This window comes from Anaeromonas frigoriresistens, from assembly GCF_016820655.1.
Classification (GTDB): domain Bacteria; phylum Bacillota; class Clostridia; order Tissierellales; family SIT17; genus Anaeromonas; species Anaeromonas frigoriresistens.
The window spans coordinates 14,597-34,556 of sequence record NZ_WSFT01000004.1; the positions used below are offsets into that span (position 1 = coordinate 14,597).

17 protein-coding genes, 1 tRNA gene and 2 other annotated features are annotated in these 19,960 nt (G+C 31.1%); all 18 genes read left to right on the forward strand.

The genetic code is table 11. From position 1 onward, the window contains the following. The first annotated feature begins 8 nt into the window (after positions 1–8). The 18 genes from GOQ27_RS00145 (at position 9) to GOQ27_RS00230 (ending at position 19,855) form a co-directional block, all read left to right on the forward strand. On the forward strand, positions 9–1,031 hold the full coding sequence (locus GOQ27_RS00145; RefSeq protein WP_203364779.1) for a protein arginine kinase: 1,023 nt from the start codon (positions 9–11) through the stop codon (positions 1,029–1,031). A gap of 12 nt (positions 1,032–1,043) precedes the next feature. Next, positions 1,044–3,494, forward strand: coding sequence for an ATP-dependent Clp protease ATP-binding subunit (locus tag GOQ27_RS00150; protein WP_484477095.1), 2,451 nt, complete (start codon positions 1,044–1,046; stop codon positions 3,492–3,494). A gap of 164 nt (positions 3,495–3,658) precedes the next feature. Then, positions 3,659–5,023, forward strand: a complete 1,365-nt coding sequence (radA, locus tag GOQ27_RS00155) for a DNA repair protein RadA (RefSeq protein ID WP_203364780.1) — start codon at positions 3,659–3,661, stop codon at positions 5,021–5,023. Between the two features lie 4 nt (positions 5,024–5,027). After that, on the forward strand, positions 5,028–6,104 hold the full coding sequence (gene disA, locus GOQ27_RS00160; RefSeq protein WP_203364781.1) for a DNA integrity scanning diadenylate cyclase DisA: 1,077 nt from the start codon (positions 5,028–5,030) through the stop codon (positions 6,102–6,104). A 149-nt stretch (positions 6,105–6,253) separates the two neighbouring features. Beyond that, positions 6,254–6,730 (forward strand): CarD family transcriptional regulator, encoded by a 477-nt coding sequence (locus tag GOQ27_RS00165; RefSeq protein ID WP_203364782.1) that lies wholly within the window; start codon positions 6,254–6,256, stop codon positions 6,728–6,730. A gap of 189 nt (positions 6,731–6,919) precedes the next feature. Then, positions 6,920–8,023, forward strand: a complete 1,104-nt coding sequence (locus tag GOQ27_RS00170; RefSeq protein ID WP_203364783.1) for a PIN/TRAM domain-containing protein — start codon at positions 6,920–6,922, stop codon at positions 8,021–8,023. Positions 8,024–8,196: 173 nt separating this feature from the next. Beyond that, positions 8,197–9,789 (forward strand): phosphoenolpyruvate carboxykinase (ATP), encoded by a 1,593-nt coding sequence (gene pckA / locus GOQ27_RS00175; protein ID WP_203364784.1) that lies wholly within the window; start codon positions 8,197–8,199, stop codon positions 9,787–9,789. 65 nt (positions 9,790–9,854) lie between these two features. Further along, positions 9,855–10,550, forward strand: a complete 696-nt coding sequence (gene ispD, locus GOQ27_RS00180; protein WP_203364785.1) for a 2-C-methyl-D-erythritol 4-phosphate cytidylyltransferase — start codon at positions 9,855–9,857, stop codon at positions 10,548–10,550. 10 nt (positions 10,551–10,560) lie between these two features. After that, positions 10,561–11,034: a 2-C-methyl-D-erythritol 2,4-cyclodiphosphate synthase gene (gene ispF / locus GOQ27_RS00185; protein ID WP_203364786.1), complete on the forward strand. Its 474-nt coding sequence runs from the start codon at positions 10,561–10,563 to the stop codon at positions 11,032–11,034. Positions 11,035–11,117: 83 nt separating this feature from the next. Next, positions 11,118–11,310, forward strand: a binding site (T-box leader). Between the two features lie 60 nt (positions 11,311–11,370). After that, positions 11,371–13,092 carry a proline--tRNA ligase gene (locus GOQ27_RS00190; RefSeq protein WP_203364787.1) on the forward strand — a complete coding sequence of 574 codons (1,722 nt, stop codon included), beginning with the start codon at positions 11,371–11,373 and terminating at the stop codon, positions 13,090–13,092. A gap of 337 nt (positions 13,093–13,429) precedes the next feature. Continuing rightward, positions 13,430–14,917 (forward strand): glutamate--tRNA ligase, encoded by a 1,488-nt coding sequence (gene gltX, locus GOQ27_RS00195; protein WP_203364788.1) that lies wholly within the window; start codon positions 13,430–13,432, stop codon positions 14,915–14,917. Continuing rightward, positions 14,914–15,124: a binding site (T-box leader), on the forward strand. Its footprint overlaps the gene before it by 4 nt. Before the next feature lie 101 nt (positions 15,125–15,225). After that, positions 15,226–15,873 (forward strand): serine O-acetyltransferase, encoded by a 648-nt coding sequence (gene cysE / locus GOQ27_RS00200; RefSeq protein WP_203364789.1) that lies wholly within the window; start codon positions 15,226–15,228, stop codon positions 15,871–15,873. Then, positions 15,870–17,270 (forward strand): cysteine--tRNA ligase, encoded by a 1,401-nt coding sequence (cysS, locus tag GOQ27_RS00205; RefSeq protein WP_203364790.1) that lies wholly within the window; start codon positions 15,870–15,872, stop codon positions 17,268–17,270. The genes cysE and cysS overlap by 4 nt, the downstream gene beginning before the upstream one ends. Further along, complete coding sequence (locus GOQ27_RS00210; protein WP_203364791.1) at positions 17,252–17,695, forward strand: Mini-ribonuclease 3; 444 nt, start codon at positions 17,252–17,254, stop codon at positions 17,693–17,695. The genes cysS and GOQ27_RS00210 overlap by 19 nt, the downstream gene beginning before the upstream one ends. A 1-nt stretch (position 17,696) precedes the next feature. Continuing rightward, positions 17,697–18,443 (forward strand): 23S rRNA (guanosine(2251)-2'-O)-methyltransferase RlmB, encoded by a 747-nt coding sequence (gene rlmB, locus GOQ27_RS00215; protein WP_203364792.1) that lies wholly within the window; start codon positions 17,697–17,699, stop codon positions 18,441–18,443. 1 nt (position 18,444) lies between these two features. Further along, positions 18,445–18,972: an NYN domain-containing protein gene (locus GOQ27_RS00220; protein WP_203364793.1), complete on the forward strand. Its 528-nt coding sequence runs from the start codon at positions 18,445–18,447 to the stop codon at positions 18,970–18,972. Positions 18,973–19,054: 82 nt separating this feature from the next. Then, a complete protein-coding gene (sigH, locus tag GOQ27_RS00225; protein WP_203364794.1) occupies positions 19,055–19,711 on the forward strand; it encodes an RNA polymerase sporulation sigma factor SigH in 657 nt (218 codons plus the stop codon). Positions 19,712–19,779: 68 nt separating this feature from the next. Beyond that, positions 19,780–19,855: transfer RNA gene (locus tag GOQ27_RS00230), tRNA-Thr, on the forward strand. The last annotated feature ends 105 nt before the right edge of the window (positions 19,856–19,960 follow it).

The window sequence follows — 19,960 nt, forward strand, 5'->3', positions numbered from 1 at the left end:
GTGATTTAATGAAATGGTTAGATCATGATGGGGCTGATAAAGATATAGTTGTAAGTAGTAGAATAAGACTAGCTAGGAATATAAAAAATATAAAATTTCCTCAGAAATTAGATGCTGATTCAGCAAAAGATCTTAAGAGTAAAATAAAGAACTCAATTATGGGTGATGAAGAAATTAATAATAGTTATAAATACTATGATATGAAGAATATTGATCCTATTAAAAGTAGAGTATTAGTTGAAGAACATTTGATTAGCCCTGGACTATTAGAACATAAAGATATAGGTGGTTTTTTATTAAGGGATGATCAGAATGTTACTATAATGATCAATGAAGAAGATCATATAAGAATGCAAGTTATCTATCCAGGACTTAATTTAGAAGCATGTTGGGAAGAATCAAACAAATTGGATGATATTATCGAGATAAATACTGAATATGCTTTTGATGAAAAACTTGGATACTTAACTTCCTGTCCTACTAATATAGGCACTGGAATGAGGGCTTCTGTTATGCTACATCTCCCTTCTTTAGTACTAACTAAACAAATTAATGGGATATTACAGGCTGTTAACCAAATAGGACTTACTGTAAGAGGATTATATGGTGAAGGAAGTAATGCTATGGGAAATCTATTTCAGATATCTAATCAAACCACCCTTGGAGAATCTGAGATAGAGATCATACAAAAGCTTAAAAATATAGTTAAACAGCTTATTACTAATGAAAGACATGCTAGAGAAAAAATATATAGTACTAATAAAGTAAAAATGGAGGATAAGGTATATAGATCTTTGGGAATACTTAAAAATGCTAGAATAATAACTTCCAAAGAATCTATGGATTTATTATCTGATATTAAATTAGGTATTGAGATGGAGATTATAGATAATATAGATAGAATGATTATTAATAAACTAATCATCAAGACTCAACCAGCGAATGTACAAAATAAATATGATAAAAATCTAAGTCCTGAAGAAAGGGATATTAAAAGAGCAGAAATTATTAGAAAAGAATTAGATATTTAAGGAGGTAAAATAATGGCTATGTTTGGAAGGTTTACAGAGAGGGCTCAAAAAGCAATAATTTTAGCTCAAGAAGAAGCTAAATCTCTAAAACATAATTATGTAGGAACTGAACATTTATTACTAGGGATTGTGAAAGAAGGCGAAGGGATAGCAGCAAATGTATTAAGTAAACTTGGAGCTGATACTAATAAAATAAAATCTGAGATAGAAAAAAGAGTAGGAAAGGGTAATGAAGAAACCGAGGTATTAGGTTTTACTCCAAGAACTAAAAAAGTATTTGAATTAAGTTTTTTAGAGGCAAGAAACCTTGGTCAAAACTATGTAGGAACTGAACATATACTTTTAGGATTATTAAAAGAAGGAGAAGGTGTAGCACCCAATTTACTTAAGTCAATGGGAATTGACCTAAGTAAGGTGAGAAATGAAGTTGTAAAAATGCTTGGAAGAAATGTTAATGGTGGAGTACAACAGAGTAGAGGAGCATACTCTCAAGAAACTAACCCACAGTCAAAAACTCCAACTTTAGATCAGTATGGAAGGGATTTAACAAATTATGCTAAGGATGGTAAGTTAGATCCTGTTATAGGTAGAAGCAAGGAGATAGAGAGAGTTATTCAAGTTTTAAGTAGAAGAACAAAAAACAACCCCGTGTTAATAGGAGAACCAGGAGTGGGTAAAACGGCTATTGCTGAAGGTTTAGCACAAGAAATCTTTGAAGGAAAAATACCTGAAATATTAAAAAATAAAAGAGTGGTTACTTTAGATTTAGCTTCCATGGTGGCGGGGGCCAAATATAGAGGAGAATTTGAAAATAGACTTAAGAAAATAATGGAGGAAATTAGACAATCTGGTGATGTAATCATATTTATTGATGAGATGCATACTATAATAGGAGCTGGAGCCGCAGAAGGGGCAATAGATGCTTCTAACATATTAAAACCCGCATTAGCTAGGGGAGAACTTCAAGCAATAGGGGCTACAACTCTTGATGAATATAAGAAGCATATAGAGAAAGATGCAGCATTAGAAAGAAGATTCCAACCAATAGTAGTAGAGGCCCCTTCAGTTAAAGATACAATAAAAATTCTAGAAGGATTAAGAGATAGATACGAAGCTCATCATAGAGTGAAGATTACTGATGAGGCATTAAAAGCTGCTGCAGAATTATCGGATAGATATATTACAGATAGACATCTACCAGACAAAGCTATTGATTTAATAGATGAAGCTGCATCGAGAGTAAGAATTCAATCTATTACAGCTCCACCTGATCTTAAAAATATTGAAGAAAGACTAGAAGAATTATCTCAAGAAAAAGAAGAAGCAATTAGTACTCAAAATTATGAACATGCTGCTAAACTTAGAGATGAAGAAAAGAATTTAAAAAATGAATTAGATGAGAAAAAAGATAAATGGAACAAGGATAAACGAACAAAATCTAGTGAAGTAGGATATGAAGAAATAGCTCATGTTTTATCTACATGGACTGGAATTCCAGTAAAGAAAATGACTGTAGAAGAATCAGAGAGGTTATTAAAATTAGAAGATATTCTTCATAAAAGGGTAATAGGACAAGAGCAAGCAATTAAGGCTGTATCTAATGCAGTTAGAAGGGCTAGAGTGGGTCTTAAGGATCCTAAGAAACCTATAGGTTCATTTATCTTTTTAGGACCTACTGGAGTAGGAAAAACAGAATTATCTAAAGCTTTAGCAGATTCATTGTTTGGTGATGAGGATGCAATGATAAGAATAGATATGTCAGAGTATATGGAAAAACATTCTGTATCTAGATTAGTTGGATCACCTCCAGGATATGTAGGATATGATGAAGGCGGTCAATTAACAGAGAAGGTTAGAAGGAAGCCATATTCAGTGATATTATTTGATGAAATAGAAAAGGCTCATCCTGATGTATTTAATATACTTCTTCAATTATTAGATGATGGTCGTCTTACTGATTCTAAGGGAAGAATGGTGGATTTTAAAAATACAGTAGTTATAATGACATCAAATGTAGGTGCAAGTACCATCAAAAAACAAAAAGCTTTAGGATTTGCAGCACCTCAAGATGAAGAAAAAGCTGAATATGAAAAGATGAAAGATAATGTGATGGAAGAATTAAGAAGAAGTTTTAGACCGGAGTTTCTAAATAGAATAGATGAAGTTATTGTGTTCCATTCATTAAGTCAAGAACATATAAATGAGATAGTTGAATTAATGATGGAAGACTTAGAAAAGAGGTTAGGCAAACTTAATATTAATATCAAGGTTAGCGATAAAGCTAAAGAGTATATAGGAAAAACAGGCTTTGATCCTAAATATGGAGCTAGACCATTAGAGCGATCAATAAGAAAAATGATAGAAGATAAACTATCAGAGGAAATATTAAAAGGAGAGCTTTCTAAGAATGATAATATAATGGTAGATTTAGAAGGCGAAGAATTAATTTTTAAAAAAGAATAGGTGAATAGCGATAAAACTTCTAGTTTTATCGCTATTTATTTTTGAAAATATGTTAAGATGTAATATAAATAAGAATAATATATTATTATGTCAATATTTAGATCAAAATAAGAATAAATGATAATAATAAATGGATATACTTAATAACTAGGGGGGGATTATCCTTGGCTAAAATAAAAAGCAAGTTTGTATGTCAAGAATGTGGATATGAAACACCTAAATGGATGGGAAGATGTCCTGGGTGTAATGAGTGGAATACATTAGTTGAAGAATTATATGATAAAAAAAGTAATGTTAAAATAATTCAAGATGTATCAGCTACATATAAAAAGTTGAATGAAGTAAAAATTGATGAAGAAGAAAGGTCTACCACAGAAATAAATGAATTAGATAGAGTATTAGGCGGAGGAATAGTTAAAGGCTCTCTTATCTTAGTAGGAGGAGATCCAGGAATAGGAAAATCCACATTGCTAATACAAGTTGCTAATAATTTATCAAATGCAGATAGAAAAGTTCTTTATGTGTCAGGAGAAGAATCATCTAAACAAATAAAAATACGAGCAGATAGACTAAATGTAAAAGGTGACGATTTATATATTATAGCTGAAACTAATATGGCATTAATAGATAATGTTATAGATGATTTAAAACCAGATGTTCTAATAGTGGACTCTATACAAACTGTATATAGTCCTGATATAACATCAGCACCAGGTAGTGTTAGTCAAGTAAGAGAGATAACATCTAAGCTAATGCATATGGCCAAGAGTAAGGATATGGCTACTTTTATCGTTGGACATGTTACAAAACAAGGATCTATAGCTGGGCCAAGAGTATTAGAACATATGGTAGATACTGTACTATACTTTGAAGGAGAAAGACATCATACCTATAGGGTGCTTAGAGCAGTTAAGAATAGATTTGGATCTACAAATGAGATAGGTATTTTTGAAATGAAGGATAAAGGCCTTACTGAAGTAGAAAATCCTTCTGAAATGCTTCTTACTGGAAGACCATTAGATTCTGCCGGTACAATAGTGGTTCCTTCAGTGGAAGGTACTAGACCAATGTTAGTAGAGATTCAAGCATTAGTAAGTAGTACAGCATTTGGGATGCCAAGAAGGGTAGCTACTGGGATTGATTATAATAGAGTAGTTTTAATGTTAGCAGTGTTAGAGAAAAAAGCGGGTTTACAGCTTCAAAACATGGATTGTTATATTAACATTACTGGAGGAATACAAATAAAAGAACCAGCTATGGATTTAGGAATAGTATGTGCAATCACTTCTAGTTTTAGAGATAGAGAGGTTGATACTGAAACAGTTGTTATGGGTGAAGTGGGACTTACTGGGGAATTAAGGGCGATTACCCTAGTAGAAAAAAGACTACTAGAGGCTTCAAAACTTGGATTTAAAAAGGCCATTATTCCCAATTCAAATCTAAAAGGACTAGAAACCGAGAATATAGATATAGAAATCATAGCAGCTAAAAATATAAGTGAGGCCATTGAATATGCTTTAGGAGGGTAATTTTATGTATCAGAACGCAGGAAAAGAGAATATATTTGAATCTATTAAAATGGTATCTCCAGGAACCAAATTAAGAGAGGCTTTAGAGAATATAGTAAGAGCTAAAACAGGAGCTTTAATTGTAATTGGAGATAGTGATGAGGTAATGGGAATTGTAGATGGGGGTTTTAATATTGACAGTGAATTTATACCCTCTTATTTATATGAATTGGCAAAAATGGATGGAGCAATTGTACTTAATCATAGTTGTTCAAAAATCCTTTATGCCAATGCTCAATTAGTACCTAACTTTGATATCATATCTAATGAAACTGGAATCAGACATAGAACAGCAGAAAGAGTAGCTAAACAGACTAAACAATTAGTTATATCAATATCTCAACGTAGAAATATAATTACTCTTTATAAAGGAGATAATAAATACGTTATTAGAGAGGTAAGTGATATTTTAAATAAAGCTAATCAAGCTATACAAACTTTAGAAAAATATAAAGTAGTGCTAAATCAAACAATGACAAATCTAAGTGCATTAGAGTTTGAAGATTTAGTGACAGTATTTGATGTTACAAAGGTTCTTCAACGAACAGAAATGGTTAGAAGGATAGTAGTGGAAATAGAGAAATACATATTGGAATTAGGAAATGAAGGAAGACTTATTAGTATGCAGTTAGAGGAACTTACTAATAATGTAGAAGAAGATGGGCTATATGTAATAATGGATTATGAAAGAAGAGAAGAAGAATGTAGCTTTGAAGATGTAAGAAACGAAATAAAGGAATTAACTTCTGAAGATTTACTAGAAGCTCAAAATATTGCCTATATATTAGGATATGATTATGATATAAATTCCTTAGAGCAGGGTATATGTCCTAGAGGGTATAGAATCTTAAATAGAATTCCTAGACTGCCTTCTAATGTTTTAGAGAACTTAATTTCTAATTTTGATACTTTTCAAGATATACTAAAAGCCAGCACTAAGGATCTAGATGAAGTAGAGGGAATAGGAGAAATAAGAGCTAGAACTATAAAGGATGGCTTGAGAAGATTTCAAGAACAATCTTTGTTAGATAGACATATATAATGAAAATAACATGGAAGAAATCACACAACTAATATCGAATTTAGTTGACAATGTTTGAATACATATGGTAAAATATTAAATTTGACATCTCAGGTATAATATTGTATACTATCTTTATAAGCTTTTTTATAATACGGGAGGGTTTTGCGATGTTTAATATTGGAGACAAAATTGTTTATCCTATGCATGGAGCGGGAATCATTGAGGGGATAGAAGAAAAAGAAATACTAGGGGAAAAAAGAAAATATTATGTTATGAAAATGCCTATGGGAGAAATGAAGGTTATGGTTCCTATGGATAATATAGAAGATATAGGTATAAGAGAAGTAATCAATTTAGATGAAGTAGAACAAGTTTTAGCTGTACTAGGTGATGATGAGACTAAGATGCCTCAAAATTGGAATAGAAGATATAGAGCTAATATGGACAAGATTAAGAGTGGAGATATTTATGAAATAGCTAATGTTGTAAGAAATCTTATTATTAGAGATAGGGAAAAAGGGCTTTCCACTGGAGAGAGAAAAATGCTAAACAATGCTAAACAAATGCTTATTAGTGAAATAGTATTGGCTAAAAATATAGATGAACACCAGGCAGAGGATTTAATAGAAGATATAGTTAAGTAGCGTCTATTATAGACGCTTTATTTTTAAATATACATGTAAAAATTTTTATGCTTATAGTTATTTTTAGTTTAAATATCATATTTTTTTGTAAATTATTAATCGCTTTATGCTTAAGATAGTCTAAGAGTGGTAAATAAGTTATATAAATTATGTTATTTGGACATAACTATAAGATAGGAGGTGAAGTGTTTGGTAAATAAAATTGTGAGAGTTATTTTGACTCTATTAGGAGTTCTTTTAGGCTATGGGTTGGTAGTGACGCTTGAGAGCTTGGAACTTTTGAAATTTATCGAAGGAACAAATTATGAAAGCTTTAGTTATATTTTTATTAGTATTTTAATGGGAATTATAGTATTTATATTATCTCCAAGAATCATGAAAATAGGTGACTTTATAGGATCTAGCGTGGAAGTTGAATTACAAAGAATACCAGGCTCAGACATAATATTAGGAGCAGTAGGGCTTATTGTAGGGCTAATAATAGCCTATTTAACAAGTCTACCTATATTTAATCTAGATATTCCTTATCTTACAGTTCCTGTTTCTGTGCTATTATATTTATTATTTGGATATCTTGGGATAAATGTAGCAACTAAGAAGAGAGAGGACTTTGCAGGACTTTTTAGTATTTTTAAAAGAAGTAATGTAAAGGATAAAACAATGACTTCTTCTAAGTCAAGAGTTAAACCAAAAGTACTTGATACTAGTGTAATAATCGATGGAAGAATTGCAGATATCTGTAAGACTGGTTTTGTAGAAGGTCCATTGGTTATCCCAGAGTTTGTATTAGAAGAACTAAGACATATAGCTGATTCTTCTGATTCCTTAAAAAGAAATAGAGGTAGAAGGGGATTAGACATACTAAATAAAATACAAAAAGAACTAGATATAGAAGTGATGATATACGAAAAAGATTTTGAAGAAATTAATGAAGTAGATAGTAAATTATTAAAATTAGGGCAAGTCTTAGAAGGTATGGTTGTAACTAATGATTACAACTTAAATAAAGTTGCTGAGTTTCATGGAGTAGAAGTATTAAATATAAATGAGTTGGCTAATGCTGTTAAACCAGTAGTTCTTCCAGGAGAAGAAATGATCGTTCAAGTTATAAAAGATGGTAAGGAATCTGGTCAAGGTGTTGCTTATTTAGATGATGGAACTATGATAGTTGTAGATAGTGGTCGCAAGCATATAGGAGAAACATTAAGTGTTATGGTTACTAGTGTGTTGCAGACTGCTGCAGGAAGGATGATATTTGCAAAGCCCAAATATATGATTGATCGCGCGGGGTAAATCAAGTCTCTGACTAAAAGTCAGGGGCTTTTTTTAATATTTAAAAAAGTCAGTTTCATATAATTATAAAAAATATAATTTTCTTTAAAATAGTATAGCGTATATATTATATTGTGTTATAATATATCAAGAATAATAAATAAATACATACTATTTTGAAGGGGGAACTTATTTTGTATAACGTTAATAAGTTGATTGACTATCATATATTAAAATCTAATAAAGCATACTTTAATTTATCACAGGATGAATTAATAAATATTTCAGTAGCAAAAGGAGAAGGTGATTTAGCTAAGAATGGTGCATTAAGTATTAATACTGGAAAATACACTGGAAGATCTCCAAAGGATAGATTTATTGTAGATGAACCATTAGTACATGACTATATTAATTGGAATAATACTAATCAGCCTACTTCTTCATACAAATTTGAAAGGTTATTTGATAAGGCTATAAACTATATAAATGATAAAGAGATATTCATATTTGAAGGTTATGTAGGTTCAGATTCTAACTATAGAATGCCCATTAGAGTAGTAAATGAATTTGCATATCAAAATCTATTTGCACAACAAATGTTTATAAAACCTAAGGAAGAAGAAAGAGGAAGTATTAAACCTGAATTCACTGTTATAGCCTTACCAAATCTGATGAGTAATCCGAAGGTTGATGGTACAAATTCAGAGGCATTTGTTATAATAAGTTTTGAGAAAAAAATAGTTCTTATTGGAGGAACAAAATATAGTGGAGAAATAAAGAAATCTATATTTACTATAATGAATTATTTATTACCTTTTAAAGATGTACTTCCTATGCACTGTTCAGCTAATGTAGGAGAGAATAATGATGTGGCTTTGTTTTTTGGATTATCAGGCACTGGAAAAACTACTTTATCAGCAGATGAAAACAGGAGATTAATAGGTGATGATGAGCATGGATGGACGGATAATGGTATTTTTAATTTTGAAGGAGGATGTTATGCAAAGTGTATAAATCTTTCCCATAAAAAGGAGCCTCAGATATTTAATGCTATAAAAAGAGGAGCTATATTAGAAAATGTTGTCATTGATAAAGACACTAAAGAACCAGATTATGATAACGATAAATATACAGAAAATACTCGAGCAGCTTTTCCAGTAGAGCATATTGAAGAAGCTATACTTGAGGGAGAAGGTGGAATACCTAATACGATTATTTTCTTAACTGCTGATGCTACAGGAGTATTACCACCTATATCAAAGCTTACAAAAGAACAAGCTATGTATCATTTTATGTCAGGGTATACTAGTAAACTTGCAGGGACTGAAAGAGGCATAGTAGAACCTAAAGCAACATTTTCATCTTGCTTTGGAGAACCTTTTATGCTTTTAAAGCCTCAGGTATATGCAAAAATCCTAGGGGAAAAAATAGAAAAGTATAATACAAATGTATTTTTAGTAAATACAGGTTGGACCGGAGGAAGCTACGGAGAAGGAAATAGGATGAAGCTTGAATATACAAGGGCAATGGTTAAAGCTGCATTAATTGGAGAACTAGATAATATAAAGTATATTAAGGATCCGATATTTAATTTATCTATACCTACAGAGTGTAAAAATGTACCTAAGGATATTTTAGATCCCTCAAGTACATGGGGAAATACAGAGGAATATTTTCAAAAAGCCAGGGAATTAGCAAAAGCTTTTATTCAGAACTTTGAAAAATTCAGTACTGTTTCAGATGATATTAGAAACGTCAATCCAAAGATATTTTCTAAAGCTATATAGTTATAAAAAAACTGCCTTGTAGGTAGTTTTTTTATCTTATGTTATAATTATATTGAGGTGAAAAGATGTCTTATAATACAAAGAAAGTTTCGATAGTTATTCCAGCAGCTGGAATGGGTAAGAGAATGAATAAGGATATTAATAAACAATATATTGAATTAAAAGGAAAGGCTATATTAGCCTGGACTATTGAACGATTTGATAATAATAAATATGTTGATGAAATAATAATTGTTGCCAAGGAAGATGAAATAGATTTTTGTAAGGAAAATATTATAAAAAAGTATAAATTTAAAAAGGTTAAAGATGTTGTAGCTGGAGGAAATGAAAGAAGAGACTCTGTATTTAATGGATTGAAAAAAGTTAGTGAAAATACAGGTATAGTTCTAATACATGATGGAGCTAGACCATTTGTTACAGATGAAATAATAAATGATGCAATAAAGGAAGCACTACAAAATAATGCAATAGTTGTTGGAGTGCCTGTAAAGGACACAATAAAAAAGGTAAAAGAAGACAACACTATTGTAAGTACTCCTAATAGAAAAGGATTATGGGCAGTACAAACACCCCAAGGGTTTTCATATGAATTAATTTTAAATTGTTATAATAGAGGGATAGAAGAAGATATAGAGGTTACTGATGATAGTATGTTAGTAGAATATTATGGACATAGTGTAAAGATGATAATAGGAAGCTATAAAAATATAAAAATAACTACTCCAGAAGATGTTATAATAGGAGAAGCTTTTATCAAATAGAGGTGATGTAATGAAAATTGGTATAGGGTATGATGTTCATAAATTAGTTGAAGATAGAGACTTAATTATAGGTGGTGTAAAAATAGATTACTCCAAAGGATTATTAGGACATTCTGATGCTGATGTGTTAATTCATGCTATAATGGATAGTATATTGGGTGCATTAGGTCTAGGAGATATTGGAAAACACTTCCCAGATACTAGTGAGGAATTTAAAGATATAGATAGTATGGATCTATTGAAGACTGTTTATAATAATATGAATGATAGGAATTATTATATTGGTAATATAGATGCGGTTATAGTAGCTCAAAGGCCAAAGATGGCACCTTTCATTGAAAAGATGAGAGAAAGAATTGCAGGGGTTTTAAATACCTCTATTGAAAATATAAATATTAAAGCTACAACTACTGAAAAATTAGGATTTGAAGGTAGAGAAGAGGGAATATCTTCTCAAGCAGTATGTTTATTAATAAATAAATAAGATATAATAAATACAGAAGTATTAGATATACTTTTTATTGACAATATAAATAAAGTTTAGTAATATATATTAAAATTAAAGATTAAAATGCATTGATAGGAAATAGTAAATATTTATGAATTTAAGAGAGAAAATCCTTGGCTGTGAGATTTTTATTCCTCTGAATATTGAACCCGTCCTTGAGCTTAGACTTAACAGTCTACGGGTTGACCGTTATATGTGTAAGTGGGCCTTTTGGTCAACTAGGGTGGTACCGCGGAATAATCCGTCCCTTTTTAGGGGCGGTTTTTTTATTGCAGGAAATTAATCTAATATAATTGAAAGGGAGTTTTAATTATGAAAATGTCAAATATGTATATGCCTACATTAAGAGAAGTTCCATCAGAGGCTGAGATAGCTAGTCATCAATTGTTATTAAGGGCAGGAATGATGAGGAAGCTAGTTTCAGGAGTATACTCTTATTTGCCTTTAGGATTTAGAGTAATTAATAAAATAGAACAAATAGTTAGGGGAGAAATGGATAGAGCAGGCAGTCAAGAAGTTTTAATGTCAGCTATCCAACCAAAAGAATTATGGGAAGAATCTGGTAGATGGGCTGACTTTGGACCTGAGATGTTTAGACTTAATGACAGACATGGTAGAGAATTTTGTCTTGGACCAACCCATGAAGAAATATTCACTGATCTTATCAGAAATGAATTAAAATCCTATAAACAATTACCTATGAATATATATCAAATTCAAACTAAATATAGAGATGAAAAGAGACCTAGATTTGGACTTATGAGGTCAAGAGAATTCATTATGAAAGATGCATATAGCTTTGATAAAGATTTAGAAGGTATGAATACTAGCTATATGGATATGTGGAAGGCTTATGAAAAATCTTTTGAAAGATGCGGTTTAGATTTTAGGGTAGTAGAAGGAGATGCTGGAGCTATGGGAAACGGAGATTCTCATGAGTTCATGGCAATGAGTGACGTAGGTGAAAGTGCAATAGCATATTGTAATGACTGTGACTATTCCGCCACTGATGAAAAGGCACAGGTGGTATATGATGTAAAAAGTTCTGTAAATTATTCATTAGAAAGGGAGGAAGTTCATACTCCTAATACTAAGACTATAGAAGAACTTGTGAAATTCTTCAATATCGAAGCTTCGAACTTTGTAAAGACATTATTGTATAAAGCCAAAGAAGATATCATAGCCGTACTTCTGCCAGGAGATAGAGAACTAAATGAAACTAAACTTATAAATTACTTAAATATTCCAGAACATGAGTTGGAATTATTAGATGAGGATAATATAAAGAAGGTTACTAGGGCAGAGGTAGGATTTGCAGGTCCAATAGGTATTCACCAAGATGTAAGAATTTTAATGGATTCTCGTATAAAGGATATGAAAAACTTTATTATTGGAGCGAATAAAACTGATTATCATATAAAAAATGTTAATACAGAAGACTTTATTGGAGAAGAAGTAGATGATTTGTTATTGGTGAAATTAGGAGATAAATGTCCTAAATGTGAAGCTGAGTTAGCTATTGATAGAGGGATAGAAGTAGGTAATATATTCCAATTAGGAACTAAATATAGTGATGGTCTAAATGCTACTTTTCTTGACGAAAATGGAAAAGCTCAAAAATTTGTAATGGGTTCTTATGGTATTGGTATAACTAGAACCATGGCTGCAATAGTTGAGCAGAGCCATGATGAAAAAGGTATAATATGGCCTTTATCTGTGGCACCTTACCATGTAATAGTTACTATAATAAATCCTAAAAAAGAAGATCAAATGGAATTAGGTCAAAAACTTTATGAAGAATTATTAGATAGAGGAATAGAAGTAATATTAGATGATAGAAAAGAAAGACCTGGAGTTAAATTTACTGATGCGGAGCTTATAGGTATACCTTTAAGAGTTACAGTAGGTAGAGATGCTAAAGATGGTATAGTTGAATTTTCCATAAGGGGAGAAGAAGAGAAGAAAAACATAAAAACTGATGAAGTATTTGAAAATGTTAAGAATCTTTTTGAAAGACAAGGTTTACGCATTTAATGAAAACCCAGGATATCCTGGGTTTTTTTTAGTAGAATTATAAAGAATATTAATCATTAAGTAACAGATAATATGGTTAGTAAGCTAAGGTAAGGAGGATTTATTTTGAAAATAAACAATAAGAAAAAAGTTCATAAATTTAGTTTTTTATCAGGACATTGGTGGGTGCTTCACATTATATTGATACTACTAGTTTTCTTTCTATTGATGAGGGTAATATGATTTATATAAATGTATACTTGATACCCACATAGATGTGGTATATAATAATTAACTATAATAGAATGACTATCGGCAATTATATAGAAAATAGTATATAACAATGGAGGGTATATTAATGAGTGATATTAGAGTAAGGTTTGCTCCCAGTCCTACGGGATTTGTACATATAGGAAGCTTAAGAACAGCATTATATAATTTTTTATTTGCTAGAAACACTAAAGGGAAATATATATTGAGAATTGAGGATACAGATAGAACAAGATTTGTAGAGGGTGCTATTGAAAATCTCATAGAATCTATGGAATGGGCAGGTATAAAACATGATGAGGGTGTATTTGTTGAAGATGGTAAAGTAGTACAAAAAGGTGAATATGGTCCTTATGTGCAATCAGAGAGATTAGATATCTATAAAAAATATATTGATGAACTTATAGAGAAGGGTCATGCTTATTATTGTTTCTGTTCAAAAGATAGATTGGATAAGGTTAGAGAACAACAAAAAGCTGAAGGTAAAGTTCCAAAATATGACGGATATTGTAGAAGTATAGATATTCATGAGGCTAAAGAAAGAATAGCTAATGGTGAAGAGTATGTAGTTAGGCTTAAGTTGCCTGCTAATAAAAATATAGAATTTAATGATTTAGTTAGAGGAAAAGTTACTATAAATACAAATGACATGGATGATCAAGTACTAATGAAATCTGATGGATTCCCAACATATCACTTTGCTGTAGTAATTGATGATCATTTAATGGAAATTTCTCATGTGGTTAGAGGGGAAGAATGGCTTCCATCTACTCCTAAACATGTATTTATGTTTGAAACTTTTGGTTGGGAAGCTCCAACATATGTTCATCTTCCTACAGTACTTAACAAGGATAAAAAGAAATTAAGTAAAAGACAAGGAGATGTATCTGTAACTGATTTTAAAGACAAAGGATATCTTCCAGAAGCCTTAGATAATTACTTAGCATTAGTTGGCTGGAGTCCTGAAAGTAATGAAGAGATATTCTCTATGGAAGATCTAATAAAAGAATTCTCCTTTGATAGAGTCTCTAAAGCTGGAGGAGTATTTGATAAGGATAAACTAAATTGGATAAATGGGCAGTATATACGAGAGGCTAGTCTTGAAAAAATAACAAATCTAGCTATACCATATCTAATTGATGCTAATTATATTAGTGATAAAGATGTAGAAGATAGATATGATTGGATTAAAACGATGGTATCTACTGTTAAAGAGAACTTATCCTATATTGCAGAAATAACAGAGAAAGTAGAACTATATTTTGACTCTGAAGTATCTCCTGAAGATGATGAAGTAGTGGATACTTTAAAAGGTGAACAGGTACCTAGTTTACTAGCGGCATTTAGAGAAGAATTAGAAGAAATTGAAGAAATAGATGAAGAATTTGCAGCAGGAGTTATCAAAAAGATTCAAAAGAAAACCAAGGTTAAGGGGAAAAACCTTTTTATGCCTATAAGAGCAATACTAACAGGTCAGCTACACGGTCCAGAAATGGTAAGTATAATTTTAGTATTAGGTAAACAAAATATACTTAATCGCATACAATATGTAGAAAATAATATTTTAAATAAATAAAAGTGTTGAAAAGGAAAAGTAAATCTAAAAACACCTATAGAGAATAATCCTCCTGGCTGAAAGGGATTATGGTAAGTTTAGATTGAAAATGCACCTTTGAACTGCTTATTTGAAAGCTCAGTAGAGTAAGCCGGTGGCTCCGTTATAGCTTTTAAGAGGAACTTTACAGTTCAATTAGAGTGGAACCGCGAATAAATCGTCTCTATAATTATAGAGACGGTTTATTTTTTTATAAAAAAAATTGCAGAAGAAAAGAGATGTTTATAAGAATTTAATATATTTAAGTAGTAGAAAGAAGGATGAGGGTAATGTTTGGAGGTATTAAGGAAGATATAAAAACTATACATGAAAGAGATCCCGCTGCAAAAAGTATTTTTGAAATAATATTATGTTACCCAGGGTTACACGCTATGCTATCTCATAGAATAGCCCATTGGTTACATAGTAAAGGCTTTTTTTTAATTGCTAGAATAATATCTCAGATTACTAGATTTTTCACAGGAATAGAAATTCATCCTGGAGCTAAGATAGGGAAGAGAGTATTTATAGATCATGGGATGGGAGTAGTAATTGGAGAGACTGCCGAAATAGGTAATGATGTAACTATATATCAAGGAGTTACCTTGGGCGGAACAGGGAAACAGAGTGGAAAGAGACATCCTACTATAGGGAATAATGTGGTAATAAGTAGTGGAGCAAAGGTGTTAGGTCCTTTTAAAGTACATGATCATGCAAAGATAGGATCTGGAGCTGTTGTATTAAAAGAAGTACCAAGTTATGCTACAATAGTAGGTGTACCAGGAAGAGTAGTTATAAGAAGTAAAGTCACATCTATAGAAGATATTGACTTAGATCAAGTGAAATTACCAGACCCTATATCTGATCAATTAACATGTATGCAAAATAGAATAAGAATGTTAGAAGAAAAATTAAATAATAAGGAGGATGGAAAATGAAATTATATAATACATTAACAAGAAAAAAAGAAGAATTTAATCCAATTAACAAGGATAAGGTTACAATGTATGTATGTGGACCTACAGTATATAATTATATTCATGTTGGTAATGCAAGACCATTAATAATATTTGATGTAATGAGAAGGCATTTAAAATCTAAGGGGTATAATGTAGAATATCTTGTTAACTTTACTGATATAGATGATAAAATGATAACTAAAGCAAAAGAAGAGAATAAAACAGTTAAAGAAATTGCAGACACATTTATAGAAGAATATTATCAAGATGCAAAAAATCTACACTTATTAGAGGGGGAGACTATACATCCTAGAGCTACTGAAAACATTGTAGAAATAATAGAGTTTATAAAAGAATTAGAAGAAAAAGGATATGCTTATAGTGTTAATGGAGATGTATATTTCGATATTAGTAAAGTAAAGAATTATGGAAAATTATCTAATAAGAATATAGAACAATTAGAATCAGGAGCAAGAATAGGAGTAAATGAAGAAAAAAGAAATCCAATTGACTTTACCCTATGGAAAAGCAAAAAAGAAGGAGAACCTGCGTGGGAAAGTCCTTGGGGTGAAGGAAGACCAGGATGGCATATAGAATGTTCTGTAATGGCAAGAAAATATTTAGGAGATACTATAGATATCCATGCAGGAGGGCATGATTTAGAATTCCCTCATCATGAGAATGAAATAGCTCAAAGTGAAAGTTTGACGAGTAAACCTTTTGCTAATTATTGGCTTCATAATGCAATGATAAATGTAGAAGATATAAAAATGTCTAAATCAAAAGCTAATTTCTTTACTGTAAGAGGAGTTAGTAAAGAATATGATTTAGAGGTAGTAAGGTACTTTATTTTATCTAGTCATTATAGAAGTCCTATAAACTTTAGTAGAGATATCTTAAATCAATCTAAAAATGGTCTTGAAAGACTTTATAATGGTAAAAATCATTTAAAATATATATTAGATAATTCTAAGGAAAAGAACTTACAAGAAAAAGATAACAACACTATAGATGATATTAAAGAATTTAAAGTTAAATTTATACAAAGTATGGAAGATGATTTAAACACCGCAGATGCACTATCGAAAATATTTGAACTAATCAAGTATTCCAATACTAACTTAAATGCAGATACGCCTAAGGAAGTTATAAAATTCACTTATGATATATTAATGGAATTAAGTAATATAATGGGCTTATTATACAAAGGTGAGGAAATATTGGAAGAGGAAATATTAAATCTTATCCAAAAAAGGATAGATGCAAGAAATAATAAAGACTATGCATTAGCTGATGAAATTAGAGATAGTTTAAAAGAAAAAGGTATCATATTAGAAGATACTAAGGAAGGTACCAAATGGAAAAAACAAATGTAGATAATAAAGAATTAGAAAAGAGAGATTGGACAGTTAGAGAGGTGAGTATGCTCTCTCCTCTTCAACTGGCCTATGTAGGAGATGCTGTTTATGAGGTTTTTATCAGAACTCACCTCTTAGAAAATAAAAAGGTGTCTGTAAATGATCTTCATAAAAAAGCTATTGGGTTTGTGAAAGCAGAGGCGCAATCTAATATAATTCATGAAATAATGGATAAACTAACTGAGGAAGAAGTCTCAATAGTTAAAAGAGGAAGAAATACAAAATCAGGTACTGTACCTAAAAATGCAAACATAACTGATTATAGGTATGCAACAGGCTTTGAAGCTTTAGTGGGTTATTTATATCTATTAAAAAGACAGAATAGAATAGAGGAAATATTTAGCATGATTATAGAAAACGAAGGAACACTGAGGAGGGAATAATATGGATAATACGGGATATATAGAAGGACGAAATCCTGTTATGGAGGCTCTGAAAGCTGGAAGAGATATAGAAAAGATATTTATAGAAGAAGGAAACAAATCTGGATCCATAATTAAAATTAAACAAATAGCTAAAGATAGAGGCATAGTAACTCAGTATGTCCATAAAAATAAGCTGCAATCTATGGCTGATACTCAGTCTCATCAAGGAGTAATTGCTTTAGTATCTTCCCATAGTTACAAGAATTTAGAAGATATACTTAAAATAGCAAAAGAGAGAGAAGAAGATCCTTTTATTATTATTTTAGATGAAATTAAAGATCCCCATAATCTAGGATCTATTATGAGAACTGCAGAATGTGTAGGGGCTCATGGTATTATTATTCCTAAAAGACGCTCTGTTGGATTAACTGCAACTGTAGGTAAAACTTCTGCTGGGGCAATAGAATATATGCCCGTAGTAAAGGTTCCAAATATAGCTAGTATAATAGATGTATTAAAAGAAAAGGGGATTTGGATATATGGAGCTGATATGTCTGGTGAAGAAAATTATTATAATACTAATCTAACTGGACCTATTGGTGTAGTCATCGGGAGTGAAGGTAGTGGAATGAGTAGATTAGTTAAAGAAAAATGTGATGTACTAGTTAGAATACCAATGAAAGGTAATGTTTCCTCCCTTAATGCATCTGTAGCTGGATCGATTATTATGTATGATGTATTAAGACAGCGGGGAATGAAAAAATAAAATGAGTGCAAAGAAAAAAGAATATCTTTTTGTAGATGGTTACAATATCATTAATGGATGGCAGAGCTTAAAATCTATTAGTAAAATAAGCTTAGATTCTGCAAGATCTGAGCTTATTGAAACTATGGCAGAGTATCAATCTTTTACTGGAATTGAGGTTATCATAGTGTTTGATGCCCACCTAGTGAAAGGAAGCAATCAAAAAGAAGAAAGAGTATATGGTCTAACAGTTGTATATACAAAAGAAAGGCAAACCGCTGATAGTTATATAGAGAATAAATTAGACTCTATGGGTAGAAACAAAACTGTAAGGGTAGCTACATCTGACTGGGTAGAGCAGCAAGTTGTTTTAGGCAGAGGTGGGACAAGGATATCAGCTAGAGAACTAGAAATTGAAGTAAATAACGTTAAAAGAGCAATAAAAAGACAGAAAAGTAAGAAAACGACCAGAGAAGAAGATGATTTACTAAGTGGTAGGTTAGATAAAGAAATTTTGAAAAAATTTGAAAAAATGAGAAGAAATCAGTAAATTTCTTGACTGTAATGTTATCATTCATATATAATGAGTATGTAAGTCTGAGATTTTCAACGATTATCTGGAGGCGATATTTGTGGGGTTAACAGTACAAAAGAAACTTTCTGAATTATACACTATTGATTATCACTTTATGGAAGATGAAGAGATAGTAAAGAAAGCTAAGGACGGGGATGCTCAAGCTTTAGAATACCTTATAAAAAAGTATAAAAACTTTGTAAGAGCTAAAGCTCGAAGTTATTTTTTAATAGGAGCAGATAAAGAAGACATAATTCAAGAAGGTATGATAGGTTTGTATAAGGCTGTTAGGGATTTTAGAGAGGACAAGCTGGCTTCGTTCAGGGCATTTGCTGAACTTTGCATAACTAGACAGATTATTACTGCAATTAAAACAGCTACTAGGCAGAAACATATTCCTTTAAATTCCTATGTATCTTTAAATAAGCCTATATATGATGAGGATTCTGATAGAACATTGATGGATGTATTATCAGGAGCTAAAATTACTGATCCAGAGGAGCTCATTATAAGTCGTGAAGAATTAAATAGAATGGAAGCAAAAATTGGCGAAATATTAAGCGACTTAGAATGGGAAGTATTGATGTCTTATTTGCAGGGGAAGTCCTATCAAGAAATAGCAGTGGATTTGGAAAGGCATGTTAAATCTATAGATAACGCCTTACAGAGAGTAAAAAGAAAGTTAGAAAGATCATTAGAGCTTAAAGAGGCCTAGAATTTAACAATTTTATCTATTGACAATAAAATTCTTACATAGTACAATAATTAACAGTAGTTTTAAGTGCCCATGTAGCTCAGTAGGTAGAGTACTTGCATGGTAAGCAAGAGGTCACCGGTTCAATCCCGGTCATGGGCTCCAATATAGTGTTTCCTTTTCAAGAAACACCCGGTACAGTTTACTTAAATAATATATAATATTAAGGAGGAATTATAATGGGTAAGGCTAAATTTGAAAGAAGTAAGC

Bases quoted from the DNA above. Each gene is read 5' to 3' on its own strand.
- GOQ27_RS00210 (WP_203364791.1), top strand. From the start codon at position 17,252: ATGGAAAAAACAAATGTAGATAATAAAGAATTAGAAAAGAGAGATTGG.
- ispD (WP_203364785.1), top strand. From the start codon at position 9,855: ATGTCTTATAATACAAAGAAAGTTTCGATAGTTATTCCAGCAGCTGGA.
- cysS (WP_203364790.1), top strand. From the start codon at position 15,870: ATGAAATTATATAATACATTAACAAGAAAAAAAGAAGAATTTAATCCA.
- GOQ27_RS00165 (WP_203364782.1), top strand. From the start codon at position 6,254: ATGTTTAATATTGGAGACAAAATTGTTTATCCTATGCATGGAGCGGGA.
- GOQ27_RS00150 (WP_484477095.1), top strand. From the start codon at position 1,044: ATGGCTATGTTTGGAAGGTTTACAGAGAGGGCTCAAAAAGCAATAATT.
- disA (WP_203364781.1), top strand. From the start codon at position 5,028: ATGTATCAGAACGCAGGAAAAGAGAATATATTTGAATCTATTAAAATG.
- gltX (WP_203364788.1), top strand. From the start codon at position 13,430: ATGAGTGATATTAGAGTAAGGTTTGCTCCCAGTCCTACGGGATTTGTA.
- GOQ27_RS00190 (WP_203364787.1), top strand. From the start codon at position 11,371: ATGAAAATGTCAAATATGTATATGCCTACATTAAGAGAAGTTCCATCA.
- rlmB (WP_203364792.1), top strand. From the start codon at position 17,697: ATGGATAATACGGGATATATAGAAGGACGAAATCCTGTTATGGAGGCT.
- cysE (WP_203364789.1), top strand. From the start codon at position 15,226: ATGTTTGGAGGTATTAAGGAAGATATAAAAACTATACATGAAAGAGAT.
- ispF (WP_203364786.1), top strand. From the start codon at position 10,561: ATGAAAATTGGTATAGGGTATGATGTTCATAAATTAGTTGAAGATAGA.
- GOQ27_RS00145 (WP_203364779.1), top strand. From the start codon at position 9: ATGAAATGGTTAGATCATGATGGGGCTGATAAAGATATAGTTGTAAGT.
- GOQ27_RS00220 (WP_203364793.1), top strand. From the start codon at position 18,445: ATGAGTGCAAAGAAAAAAGAATATCTTTTTGTAGATGGTTACAATATC.